Source organism: Clostridium chromiireducens, from assembly GCF_003575225.1.
GTDB lineage: Bacteria > Bacillota > Clostridia > Clostridiales > Clostridiaceae > Clostridium > Clostridium chromiireducens.
In genome coordinates this window covers 1,132,288-1,145,788 of record NZ_QXDJ01000002.1, presented here as the reverse complement: position 1 = coordinate 1,145,788, position 13,501 = coordinate 1,132,288, and the positions used below count along the sequence as shown (strand labels likewise).

Genomic DNA, 13,501 nt, shown 5'->3' with positions numbered 1-13,501 from the left:
TTAACTTTTTTGTCACATTTTGTTAATTAGGAGTGAGTAAATGAAAAACATTGCAGTAATTGATATCGGTTCTAATTCTATGAGGGTTTTAGTCTACGAAATATATTTAAATAATTCTTATAAAATCATTGATGAAGAAAAGAGAATGACAAGATTAGGACAATATCTAGATAAAAATAATAATCTATCAATTGAAGGAATCGAAAAGCTATTAGTAACATTAGAATTCTTCAAAATTCTTTGTGAAAAGAACAATGTTGTAGAAGTAATTGCGGTGGCCACAGAAGCAATTAGACGAGCAAAAAATAGAAATGAAATTATTTCTTTAATAAAAGACAAATTAAATTTAAATATTAGAATATTAAGCGGGCTAGAAGAATCTGCTTATGGCTATATAACAGTAAAATCCACCATGGATATTGATAATGCTCTCCTTATTGATATAGGTGGTTCAAGCATGGAGATAACTTTGGTTAAAAATAAAAATATCATTAATGGTATAAGTTTACCTTTAGGCTCAATACCTTTAACTAAACTTTTTCCATTTGATACACCTGCTGATAAGGACACTATATTAGAATTTAAAAAGTTTATTTTCAGTGAATTTGATAAATTACCTTGGTTAAAAAGCGCTAAAGGTTTACCTTTGATTGGCATAGGGGGAACTGCACGGTCTATAGGTAAAATTCATAAAAAATTTATTACCTATCCTTTAGATTTGCTACATAATTATTTTATTTTATTTGATGAAATTACAACAGTATATAATTATGTTATTGATTTAAATATAAGTCAAAAAGCTAAATTAAAAGGACTCCCTAAAGAAAGAGTTGATATTTTTACTGCTCCTTTTTCTGCTCTTTTTATGTTGATGAATTACTGTAATTGCCCACTTCTAAAAATTAGTCAGTACGGAATTCGTGAAGGTGTTCTATATGAAAAACTCTTAGGTGAAAATATTTATAATGTAGATATTTTAGATTTTTCATTAAATAATATTTTAACTAACACTGATTTGAATCTTCCACATGCTGAAAAAATACAAGATCTGTCTCGTGTTTTACTCGATCATTTGGAACAGACAGATTCAAGGTATTTTGAATTAGAAAGTAAATTATTAAAAGTATCTGCTAAATTACATGATGTTGGCATCAGCATATCAGTAAAACATGCTTATAAACATAGTTTTTATATTATAATTAATTCCTTTATTGCCGGACTCACTCATAAAGAAATATTAATGGCTGCATATACAGTTGCCCTAAGTGGTAAATTTGATTATAAGATAGCAGATGAATACAGAGCTCTGCTAACTAAAGATGATATTATAATATGTAAAAGACTTTCAATTATTTTATGTCTTGCTCATAAGATTGACAAATACTTCTATAATAGCTTAGCTGAGGTTGTAATCCTAAATGAAAAAGATAACTTTAATTTAGCATTACCTGCAGATAGTGTAAAGTATATGAAAGATAGTCTACCTGTTGAAATGGATGAAAGTTTTAAGAAGTATTTTAATAAAAAATTATCGGTTGTTCCTCTTTAAATAATTCAATTTTCATTTACCCTATTTATAATAGGTATAAGGATGATACCTGTTATAAATAGGATAATTATGCATTAGGTATATAATTTAGACCAAAATTTAATCTATGCCTTTTGTATTATTTTTTTGACCTCTGCAACAATACAATCTATAATTTTACTTTCTTCACATACTTTAAAATATAACTCTGTTTCATTTACAGGCAGATGAGCAAGTGCTCGACTAATGAATTCGTATTCTTGCTTAATACGTTGTATACATTCAGTAAAAACTCCTTTTCCATTGCTAAGCAATGTAATATAAATCGAACTAATTTTATTCTCACTATCACATATATAATCATTAGAAAGCTTTAAAGTCAAAAAACTTTTATTATACTTAATATCGCATAATACCTCGTTCCAGTTGCTAATTGCTTTATTATATACAGCTTGGATATTGTAACATTGATATTTTTCATTAATTACCTTTTCCAATTTTATCAGCATATTTTCTATGCTGTCTTTTAATATTTCATTTACCTCTTCTTTTGAATATAGCTTTTTTTCATCTTCATATTTTTTATTCTCTTGTTTTTTATAAACTTCTGTTTCAATCAAAGATTCATTCTTATGATTCACTGATCTATCGCCTGAATCATTATAGGTTATGTTTTTAAACTCCATTAGCTCCTCTTCCACCCTTCTCCTCTATTCTTGATAATAATTACCATATTAAATATATTTTACTTGATTCAGTAATATTACCTTAATTCGGTTTATAAAAGCTCAGTTTTTATATCATACTCTTAACTAAACGCTTTGCTTAATTTTAAGTATATTGTAATTTTAAAATACCTAATATATTCTAAAAAATGTGTTATAATGTTAGTAATTATATTTTAATTAAGTTTTATGTTGTAAATGAGCAACATTATTTTTGATTGATCATTTAAATTTACACAATAACAAGGAGATAATAATACTAGCATGAAAATTGAATTTGATAAAAAACTGCTTAAATACTCTATTTATATAACAATTACAGCTGTAATAATTTATATAGCATTCTTATTTATTCTTAATATAGGTGCACTCTTCAGAACAGCATTAAATATTGGTAGTTATTCAATTGACTTAATCAAACCATTACTTATAGGGATCGTAATTGCTTATCTTTTATATCCTATCACTAGAACCATAGAAAATTTTTTAGAAAAAAGTAAATTCGTTAGAATTCAAAATCCATCTACAAGGCGTACATTGGCGATTATATTTGCATACCTTTTAATGATTGGTATTTTCTTAGGATTGCTGTTTGGAATTTATTTCATGATTGGTGGTCAATTATCAAATAACACAACTATAACAAATATGGCTCAGCATATTTCTCTATATTTGAGTAATAATTCTTTTTCAACAGATTCCATAAGGGCAACTTTAAATAATTTAAATAACCCATTAATTGATGGCGTAAAACCATATATTACCGATGGACTTGTTAACTTACAAAAATATATTGAAAATAATCTTGGTAATATGACTTCCTATATAATGTCCATAGGAAGTAGTGTGGCAACCTTTTTTATTGCTCTTATAATTAGTATCTATCTATTAAAAGATTCTGAGTATTTTATGGATTTATGGAATAAACTTTACTATTTAGTATTTAGGAAAAGTAATATTGGAAGTAATATTACATACATTTTTAGAGTAATACATGAAGTATTTGCAAAATATCTACGAGGTCAATTGTTAGAAGCATTTTTTGTTGGAGTCCTATCTGCAATTGCACTTTCAATTGTAGGTATAAATTATGCCTTTGTTATTGGAATCATTGCTGGTATTTGCAACATGATTCCTTACGTTGGTCCAATAGTTGGTACCATTCTTGCTGCGATTATGGGACTGCTTAGTGGAACCCCTATTAAAATACTTTACGCTGTTATTGCTATGCTAGTTGTTCAACAAATAGATAATAATCTTTTAGCTCCTAAAATTGTTGGCAATAGTGTAGGATTACATGCTGTATTTACAATGTTAGCAATTTTAATTGGTGGCAATGTAGGCGGACTGTTAGGTATGCTGTTAGCTGTTCCAATAGCCGCTTCTTTCAAAGTTTTATTTAATAATTGGTATGAAAATTATATCCAAAGTCAACGCGACTTCTAAATTTATAAAAATTATTAATAACCATAATAATTTAAATTCAAAAATAGATACATGTGCGAATGGTTTCAATTAATTAAATGAAGCATTACACTCATGTATCTATTTTTATCTAAATAATTATTTTATTGTAATCATAAACTTTTCGCCTATTTCAATCACTAAATTTCAAAGCTGCTATTATCTATCCATTTATACTGTGGCCTAATTTTTTTTATATCTTCAGCTAATAAATACAATGCTTCGTCCTTCTGCTTACATTCTAGCATTACATCAATATCTGTATCTATTTTTTTAGCTTTTTCTAAAAATCCAACAAAATCCTTAGCATTAATATAGTCTGCATGTTTTCTATCTTTTTCATTCTCTCTAGGTGTAGAGAAATGAATTTTAGGTGGTAAACTTTCATTACCCCAAGTGTTAAAAATATCTTTCAACAACGCCTCTATATTTTCACCATTATTATTGCAGTTATGATGATGTACATCTAAAACCATTGGTATGTCTAATATTCTACATAAATCTAAAACTTCATTTGCTGTATAAGTCTTATCATCATTTTCAATTATTAGTTTTGAAGTTATTTCTTTAGGAGACTTATTAAAATTTGCTATAAACCTTTCTATTCCTGCTTGTTTACCTCCAGCTGAACCACCAACATGCAAAACCATTTTTCCATTCGGATAATTTAAATCTTGAAACCACTCCACCTGCCTCATCAAATTATTTACTGTATTATTAACTATTTCATCATTTGTACTATTCAAAACATTAAATTGATCCGGATGAGTATCAACCCTCATATTATGTTCTCTGATTATTCTACCTATATACTCAAAATCTTTCTTAAAAATTTCTCTATGGCCCCAGTAACCTACTTCTGGGTGTGTAACTAAAGGAATTAGTGCAGATGTTATTCTATAAAAATGGATATTATTTTCTATATTATATTTGAGTATTTTTTCTAAATCATTTAGATTAGATAAAGTAATACTCTTTAGCTTTTCTAATCTATTCTTATCATCAATTATTTTGCTATAATTTGCAAATGTTACTGTACTAGAACTAGTAATCTTCTTTCCTAGCCTCATAGAAACTGCTACATAACCAAGTCTTACTCTCATCTTTTTCTCCTCGTAAAGTTATTACTGAATATAACTTTTCCAAAAACATAATAAAAAAACCCCTCAAAGGAGTTTTTTTATTATGTAAAGAGATTAATTGTTTTGAAGATATATTAAAAGCTATTAAATGCTATTATTATCTTTTACTTAAAATATTCACTTTTAACTACTTCTTCTTAATTATAACTTGAGCCAAGCTTCTTGTAAACATTTTCTTCACTTTTGTTAATATATCCTTGAGTATTATTAATTACAAACTTATTTAATAAAGTATTAACAAAATATTATTCCTTATGTTGGTATATTTCATTAATATGATTTTGTATTTCTTTTAATACGTAAGTTTCTCTAAATATCCAATTTGCAATATGTTTATCTCCTAATTCAATTATTTTTTCATTATTGTTTATAGCATCCACTATTTCTACCCATTCTGGCTTAAATCCTAACTTCGCTTCATAAGGATCTAACTTTTGTGACTTTCTTACATTAGATACTTCTGCAAAATAATAATAAGAAATCATTTTAAAAATTCTATCATTTACATATTTATCCCTACTTCTTTCAGTTACAATACCAATTTGCCCATTTATTCTATTGCAAATATAACCTGTCTCTTCTTCCACTTCTCTTTTTAATGCTTCTTCATGTTTTTCCTCTTTTTTCATTCCACCACCTGGAAACTTGTAGTCTTTATTTTTCGAATGTACCATTAATATTTTGTTATCTCGTATTATGATTCCTCTTACTGCTTCTCTAAAATTTACACTTCCAATTGAATCACTAACCTTATCTATCTCGAAAAGTTTATTAAATAGCATATTATATTCTCACATCCTTATTCTTTCAAACTCCCAATCTAAATTCATAAATTCAATTTGATATTTAGCTTTATATAAATATTCAGAATTAAATACTATTCGTTTTATTTTAGCTTATTAATGATATTTTAACTCCAAAGTTAAAAAATATCCTAATATAAGTTATTACATAATTTAATTTTATATAATATAGATTATACTATAATTGTACATTAATGTAAAAATAAAAAACCACAAGGCGTGTGTAAACCTTGCAGTTCTTATATAAATTTTATGAAATGTACTATCTAATAAAAAATTCGTTTGTTTTATTATTTTCATACTTATAATGGTGTGGACATTATAAGTATATATCATGGTCTATTACATTATTTAATGGTGTGTGGGCATTAAATAAATCACTATGGTGGTTAATTATCACATTTATTCATGGTAGTGTGTAAAACCAAGAATAATTTTGTATTCATATTCTTATAAAAACTTAACTATATAACAATTTTTAATTATCTATTTGCTAACTAAATAGCATTAATATAAAAGGAGTTTTTTATACTTAAAGCGAGGTCACGCGATGAATTCCCTTCAAGCATATTTTTTATGGCATATTCTTTAACTTTATCATATTTATTAAAGATTATTTTTGCTTTATTACTATCATTGTATACTTTCCAGTATCCGCATAATAGGCATTGCTTAGTAGTACATTCCATAAAATCTTTAACATCTTCAAAAGGTATTCCAAGGAATAATCCAAGTTCGTGAGGGCAGTGATATTGATCATATCTATACTTTAATGTATTAACATATTCATTTATTTTAATCTCGAAGGGGTATCCCATATTAACTAAAAACTCTATATGTGTTTTTCTGTTTAATTCTTTCTCCAATATACTTTCATCGTAAATCATCACTATAATAGAACTATCACTTTCTCTTAATTCTATAAACTTTAAATTTATATTTTTAAGAAAAGACTTTCCATAACTTGTCCAGCTGTTGTGTAATTTTCTATTACTTTTTTTCATTGTTACTGTTACCGCCGGCTTAACTCCAGCGATTACTAGAGACGAATTGTACACTAAAAAATTCTCGATATACTCCTTATTTTTCATTGAATCTAATCTTTTGTAAAAATCTAGATATTTCATTCTATATCACCACCGAACTTGCTTATATTTGCGCTATTTTTTTACCAAAATCTATGCACTCTTGTTCATTGTCATCTGGCTCATTTTGAACAATTAATGGGTCTCCGATTATACTGCAACCATAACCTATCATTCTTTCTTCAAAGTCTCTCATCCATTGTCCATCTCCCCAGCCATAAGATCCAAAAAGTGCTGCTTTCTTTCCAGATATTTTGGTTGAAATCTCCTCTATAAATGGTTCGAATTCAGATTCTTCTAATACCTCATCGCCCATAGCTGAGCATCCTAAAACAAGTATGTCTTCATTTAATAACTCATTTACATTTACATCAGAAACATTTATAACTTCCGATTCTTTTCCGCCTTCAGTTATTCCTTTTCCAATCAATTGAGCCATTTTTTCTGTATTACCAGTTCCTGACCAATATACAATCTTCATTTCAGTTCCTCCTTGTTACCTTAAATAATCTTGAAAATCATTCTCAATTAGATAATATAATATATAACCACTTTTGTCAAGTTTTATTTATAAATTTTTATATAATATACCTTTGAATATATTTTTAACCTAGTTTTATATGTATTGCTATATTAATTCTATGAATTCAATTATCTAGCCTTTATTAAATATAAACATATATAGTGACGCTAAGAATATAATCATATACCCAATAACACTCAAATAATCCGGAATAGTTCCAAATAAAAATACACTTATTATTGCTGAAAAAACTATATTTGTATAATCAAAAATTGAAATTTCTTTAGCAGGTGCGTATTTATAAGCTAAAGTTATTCCAAATTGACCAATGCTAGCAAAAATTCCTGCTAAGAGTAAGTAAATAAATTGAATAAAATTCATTGGGTTATATGAAATAATCATAAACGGAAGTATAATAACGCTTGAAAAAAATGAAAAATAAAAAACAATTGTCTCCGTATTTTCTTTTCCACCTAAATCCCTGACACATGTATATGCTGCCGCTGCAAATATTCCACCCAGTACTCCAATTATTGCTGGGATCATCTCCAAATTAAATGATGGTTTGATTACAAATAATGTTCCTATAAAAGCAATTGCTATAGCTATAACCTGCTTTGAATTTACTTTTTCTTTTAAAAATAATCCAGAAAAAATAATCACAAAAAACGGACTAAGTTTATTTAGCATGTTTGCATCTGATAATACTAATTTATCTATGGAATAAAAATTAAATACTATCCCTAGAGTTCCAAGTGCTGATCTTAGTATTAATTTTTTCTGATTCTCTCTTTTTCCAAAGTAATTACCCTTATGCCTAAATAAAATTATAAATGCTACTGTAGCTGACACTATATTTCTAAAAAAAGTTTTTTGAAATGATGGTAAATCCCCTGATATTTTAACGAATGCAGCCATCATTGCAAATCCAAAAGCCGATGCTATAATAAATAATATTCCTTTATTTCTATCACTGAAATTATTTAGTCTCATGTTCTTCTCCTTTTGATAAAATTATATATTTTTTCTTATTATAAAAGCGTATAAGCATTTATACAACTGCTTATACGCTAATAATATTTTTATTCAATCAATTCTAAAACTGGTCTATACCCAACGGTTTCGTATTTTAAGTCCTTAATTGATTGGTTAGAGTATGTTATTGAATAGAATCCTCTTATTATGCAAAATTTTTCACGCCTTAAGCCTTCACTTTGAGTAAAGCTAGAAAAATTGTACCAATTCCACAACTTATTACTATCTCCATTTAATTTTTGTTTTTCATCTTGCTGCTTCGTACTATTTGACATATCACAATCCTTACATATCGGCAAACTATCAATTTTATCTGTATTTACAATATATTTATCCCATTCATTTGCTTTGTAATTTTTCTTTTCACTATATCCGGTTAATAGCCTTAGAATATATTTTTTGCCTTCAATTATTACAACTTTACCAAAAATTAAATTTTGCTCATTTAATTCATTCCAGGACATGCCTTTTAATATATTCCGATCACATATTAAAAGTTTTTTATTATCGTCGTTCACTTCTACCCATGTTAACATATATTCTTCATTTTTATCAGTATCGTTTATTTTGATTTTTTGTCCTTTGTACTCAGGGATATCTTTAAATTCTATAAAATCTTTTGGCCTTTTCTGTTTCTCATTATCTAAATATAATGTCCCAAAGTTTCTAACTTTACCTGTTGTATATTCTATACTTTCTAAAAAACTTTGCTCTTTGTTTTTCTTTAATTTTTTACTTACAGCAATAACACTGCTTATTGCTGCCATAGTTCCAAAAATAACTCCTGTACCAATTATAGTCTTTTTACCTTTATTCATAAATTTTTCCCCTTTTTAACCATAGATAATTTATATAGTATGCTTTAATTATATCAATTTTCTTTAGATTTTATTCTTTATTGATTTTGTAGTTTGTAATAATTTTTTTGCAGTTTCTGATAAAGAGCTAAGTGATTGATTTTGTGCTTCTGACATTTCTAATGCTGTAGTCTTTACTTTTTCATATCTTCCACTTAGTTCCGATATAACATTTGCATGAGCATCAATTTCGCTTACTTCTGTAACTATTTGCTTAAATATATCTTCTGCTGTCTTTACAGTATTTATACTTTCCTCTATTAGTTGTCCACCTTCTCTTGCATTTTCAGTAGTCTTGTTTATAGCTTTTGTTATATCATTTATTATACCATCAACACTATTTACAGCTGTTTTAACATCGTCTGCTAACTTCCTAATTTCAGATGCTACTACTGAAAAGCCTTTACCTGCTTCCCCCGCTCTCGCTGCTTCTATAGCTGCATTTAATGCTAATAAATTCGTTTGATTTGCAATATTTCCTATTAGATGAATTATATCAATTGCTTCTTTAGTTGAACTGTTTGCAACCTGTACTGATTTATCCAATAATCTGTTAGCATCATATATCTTTTTCATAGACTCATCCATATTCCCCATACTTTCAGAACCTACACTTGTAAAATACATAGTCTTAGCTAGCGCTTCTCCAAGTTTAACAGTGTCATCGTTTTCAGTTTCATCTAATTTAGTTGATTTGTGAATATCCTTCTTCATTTCATCTGATTTGTCAATCATTTTGTTAATTATATTATTTAAATTTTCCACAGTCTCCTCTTGAAATTTTGCTAATTGCAAGATTTCTTCTTTTTCTTTACTATTTACAACATTGTCCATATCTATAGCTAGTTCCTCTTGTGAGCTTTGAGATGATATTGTTGTTTCTATAGGCATTTCATTATATCCTGAATTATTAGTTTTATCTTTTTCAGAATTACCTAATATAGCTAGATATACCGCTGCTATAATAACTGCTATCAATGCTGTTACTACAGCATTCATTATAGACAACTTTAAAATTATCGGCAATATGGTGCTAATCATTATTATTATTGCTATCACAATAATGTTTACAATTTTTTTTGTCATTTCCTTCATTCCCCTCTTGTTTTTTACAATTATCTTGTTTTATTATACTAAGTAATTCTTTCCTCTATTTTTTATCAACTCTCCCCTTTTAATATTAAATATAGGATTATCTGACACTAGCAAATTTTTATTAATATAAACCCACAAAATAATCATTTAAATAATAAATTTCACTTTACAATTTTTCAACTTTATTACTAAAATTTATCATTTTACCTAATTATATCTTATTTTTGCAAGTGTTTAAATAGTAAATATAATATATTATACAAAAAAGGTATCTAAAATTTATAGATACCTAGCTTCGTTATTAGATGTGAATTAAAATTTAATTATACATTGAATAAGAATATTTAAAAGTTCTATGAATTTATTGAAACTTTGCCTTTTAGAATCTTAAAGTTTATTTACTAATACGTAAGCCTGTGTCTTAACCATTTAATACCGCTTAATCTTATAGAATACATTGATCCGCGGACAATCCAATCTATATACATAGCAATCCAGATCCCCAAAACTCCGATTCTACATACAATTCCCAAAACATATCCAAATCCGATTCTAAACACCCACATGCCAACAAATGCTGTTACCATAGTGTATCTAGTATCACCAGCTCCTTTTAATCCTGACGAAAGTACGAATGACACAGCCCATGCAACAAGCGCTATACTATTGCTCTTAAGTAATAATGCCGTGAGCCGTATTACTTCTGGATCGCTGGTATAAAAACTTGCTACCCATTCTGATATTGGAACAAAAAGAAAACCTACAGAAACTAGGCAAATAGTTGCAAACTTAGTCAAATAAATCAAAGTACTTTTTGCACCTTCAATATCATTTCTTCCAACATATTGACCAACTAAAGTAGTTGCAGCCAAACAAAATGCATTCCCTGGTACATTAATTATTTGAGAAATGGACATTCCTATTGCATTTGCTGCAATTGATGCTGTCCCCATTGTAACTATAAAGACTTGGACAATTAATTTACCAGTTTGAAAAATCACTTGTTCCATACCTGCTGGTATTCCAATATTAAAAATTTCCTTCTGTATCTTCATGTCAAACTTAAAAGGAAATAACCTCTTAATTTTTATATTTTTGCTTCCTCTAAATAAAACTATCACAATAACTACAGTTCCAATAGTTCTAGCAATAGCTATGGCTATTGCAGCCCCCATTATTCCAAGAGAAGGTATATTGATAATATTAATCCCAAATATTAAAATATATCCTAATATTATATTAATAACATTCATAAACATTGTAATACTCATTGGAGTTTTCGTATCTCCTGTCCCTCTGAGTATACCATTTGCAATTTGCTCAATAGCAATAAATGGATATGTTAATAAAGTGAATTCAATATATAATTTTGCATCTAATTTTACTAATTCTTCAGCGGAACCATAAAGAGAATTTATTAATGGAATCCGTAAAATCCATAGAAGCAAAGTTATCAGTACAGATACGATAATCCCTGATATTATAGCTTGCTTCGCAGTTTCATTCGCTCTCTTAGTTTGACCTTGTCCAATTTGTTGCGCTACTACTACAGTCGCTCCAACCGATAAAGCTGCAAAAAAAGAAATAAACAACATATTTATTGAATCTACCATCCCTATAGCAGATACAGCTTCCTCACTAATATGCCCTGCCATCATAGTATTACAAACACCTAGCAGCATAACAAAAGTCTGCTCTACCATTATTGGTATAGCTAACTTTAATACATTCTTTCTTATTACCATTATTCCCTTTCATCCCTTTCCACTACTTAGCTTACATAAGCATTAGTATCCAGTAGTCTCCTTTGTTCACGTTAACACCTTTTCCATTATTTATTATATCATATAATTTGGAATATAGTGTGCATAAATACAGATTATTTTAAAATTCCGAATAATTTACTTTTTTATTAAGTATAAAAATTAATATTGAAGAAAGAATAAGGTTGTATTGCTTACCCCCAGTAATTTCATTATCAAAGATTAGGAGATTTTCATTTGTAAAATTCCAAATATGGATTAAATAACAAATAAAAATCTCCTGTACATTAGTGTTTATCTATTAAATTGTGCTAAAAGCTTCCTATGAGTAGAACACTATTATAATTATTTCAGCAATACTATTTTATTGAGATTCTATTTTCTTGGAGTTCATTTTTTATCAATTTACCATTATCTTTTGAAAAAATACCTTTGGAGTATGACTGCAATAGTTCACCTTCGTATTTAATCGTTTTTTTGCTATAAAGCTCCAAAACGCTACTTGCAGTTTTATCATTTACATAGACTTTGCCAGAATAATCTATTATAATATCGTCTCTATTCACTGGTTTTTGTAAGGTTAATGTGTTCCACTTTATTTTTTCATTATTTAAAGCAGTATAATATATCTTAGCAATTTTCCCATCAGATTCTTCACCAAAATATACATTATCATTAATATCACTTCCCAATATTCTGGTAACTTCAACATTAGGTATTTCTATATTATCAGGATTATTTAATATAGTTGCTCCATCTCCCATTTCCATTACTGCATTTGTACTTGTAGTCGGTACAACAATATTTCCAATCTGCTTATTTGATCTAACTTTTTCTAATTGATTCATTACATTTGCATAGTAAAGATCACTTTTGCCGCTTATTTTCTTAACTTTTATATAAAGAGTATGGGTAGCCGTTGAAAACACAACATTATCAATTACTTCACTATTATTTCTTATATCTATTTTTAATTCATTTAAATTAAAATCTGTAAGTTGCCTTGTCTCACCTTTTTTTGCATTGAATGATACTGGTTCAAAATATAAATCTCCATCCTTTTGGACCTTTTGAATAACAATTATGCTATTCTCATTTGTTAACCATTTATAGAATGCAACTTCCCCATTACTTTCACTTTCAAATTCTTTCTCACTATTATCATTACTATCCAATACCTTAAGTTTTTTATTCTCTAAGTAAGCAACAAATCTCCCATCAGATGACACTGAAATTTGTTCCACTCCATCTTTTAAATGAATTTCATTTTGTTTCTTTTCTTTTGGAGCTTCTTTCTTCTCTTCAACTTTTTGAGCTTCTATCTTTACATCTGAAGCCAAGTATATATTCTCTACGTACATAAAGATACTTTGTTGAATTAATATCGCCACAAATGTCCATATTAAAATCCTAATTAGGTTTTTCATTGCTTTATCCTTTCCTTCAAAAATATTCCTACCTAAGCCTTATCTTAATTTGAT

At 27.8% G+C, this 13,501-nt stretch carries 12 protein-coding genes; 2 read left to right on the top strand and 10 right to left on the bottom strand.

What is annotated here, in order from left to right:
• The first annotated feature begins 40 nt into the window (after positions 1–40).
• On the top strand, positions 41–1,549 hold the full coding sequence (gene ppx / locus D2A34_RS10600) for an exopolyphosphatase (protein WP_119366587.1): 1,509 nt from the start codon (positions 41–43) through the stop codon (positions 1,547–1,549).
• Between the two features lie 104 nt (positions 1,550–1,653).
• Here the strand turns inward: ppx and D2A34_RS10595 are convergent, their stop codons facing one another.
• On the bottom strand, positions 1,654–2,214 hold the full coding sequence (locus D2A34_RS10595) for a hypothetical protein (protein WP_139376224.1): 561 nt from the start codon (positions 2,212–2,214) through the stop codon (positions 1,654–1,656).
• A gap of 303 nt (positions 2,215–2,517) precedes the next feature.
• On the opposite strand from D2A34_RS10595, the gene D2A34_RS10590 reads away from it, so the two are divergent.
• Entirely contained in the window at positions 2,518–3,699 is a 1,182-nt protein-coding gene (locus D2A34_RS10590; RefSeq protein ID WP_079439687.1) for an AI-2E family transporter, read from the top strand.
• Between the two features lie 158 nt (positions 3,700–3,857).
• Here D2A34_RS10590 and uvsE read toward each other — a convergent pair whose 3' ends face one another.
• The 9 genes from uvsE to D2A34_RS10545 all read right to left on the bottom strand — a co-directional run bounded on the left by uvsE (position 3,858) and on the right by D2A34_RS10545 (position 13,447).
• The gene (uvsE, locus tag D2A34_RS10585; protein WP_119366586.1) at positions 3,858–4,820 is read right to left on the bottom strand and encodes a UV DNA damage repair endonuclease UvsE; all 963 of its coding nucleotides are present in this window, start codon (positions 4,818–4,820) and stop codon (positions 3,858–3,860) included.
• Positions 4,821–5,104: 284 nt separating this feature from the next.
• Positions 5,105–5,641 carry an NUDIX hydrolase gene (locus D2A34_RS10580; protein ID WP_119366585.1) on the bottom strand — a complete coding sequence of 179 codons (537 nt, stop codon included), beginning with the start codon at positions 5,639–5,641 and terminating at the stop codon, positions 5,105–5,107.
• 518 nt (positions 5,642–6,159) lie between these two features.
• Positions 6,160–6,789 (bottom strand): DUF3793 family protein, encoded by a 630-nt coding sequence (locus D2A34_RS10575; protein WP_079439690.1) that lies wholly within the window; start codon positions 6,787–6,789, stop codon positions 6,160–6,162.
• Positions 6,790–6,811: 22 nt separating this feature from the next.
• A complete protein-coding gene (locus tag D2A34_RS10570) occupies positions 6,812–7,228 on the bottom strand; it encodes a flavodoxin (protein ID WP_119366584.1) in 417 nt (138 codons plus the stop codon).
• A gap of 174 nt (positions 7,229–7,402) precedes the next feature.
• The gene (locus D2A34_RS10565; protein ID WP_119366583.1) at positions 7,403–8,263 is read right to left on the bottom strand and encodes a DMT family transporter; all 861 of its coding nucleotides are present in this window, start codon (positions 8,261–8,263) and stop codon (positions 7,403–7,405) included.
• An 89-nt stretch (positions 8,264–8,352) separates the two neighbouring features.
• Positions 8,353–9,123, bottom strand: a complete 771-nt coding sequence (locus D2A34_RS10560) for a hypothetical protein (RefSeq protein WP_119366582.1) — start codon at positions 9,121–9,123, stop codon at positions 8,353–8,355.
• Between the two features lie 63 nt (positions 9,124–9,186).
• On the bottom strand, positions 9,187–10,248 hold the full coding sequence (locus D2A34_RS10555) for a methyl-accepting chemotaxis protein (protein WP_182629353.1): 1,062 nt from the start codon (positions 10,246–10,248) through the stop codon (positions 9,187–9,189).
• Positions 10,249–10,658: 410 nt separating this feature from the next.
• The gene (locus D2A34_RS10550) at positions 10,659–12,002 is read right to left on the bottom strand and encodes an MATE family efflux transporter (RefSeq protein ID WP_079439701.1); all 1,344 of its coding nucleotides are present in this window, start codon (positions 12,000–12,002) and stop codon (positions 10,659–10,661) included.
• Positions 12,003–12,379: 377 nt separating this feature from the next.
• Positions 12,380–13,447 carry a hypothetical protein gene (locus D2A34_RS10545; protein WP_119366580.1) on the bottom strand — a complete coding sequence of 356 codons (1,068 nt, stop codon included), beginning with the start codon at positions 13,445–13,447 and terminating at the stop codon, positions 12,380–12,382.
• Positions 13,448–13,501 lie beyond the last annotated feature (54 nt).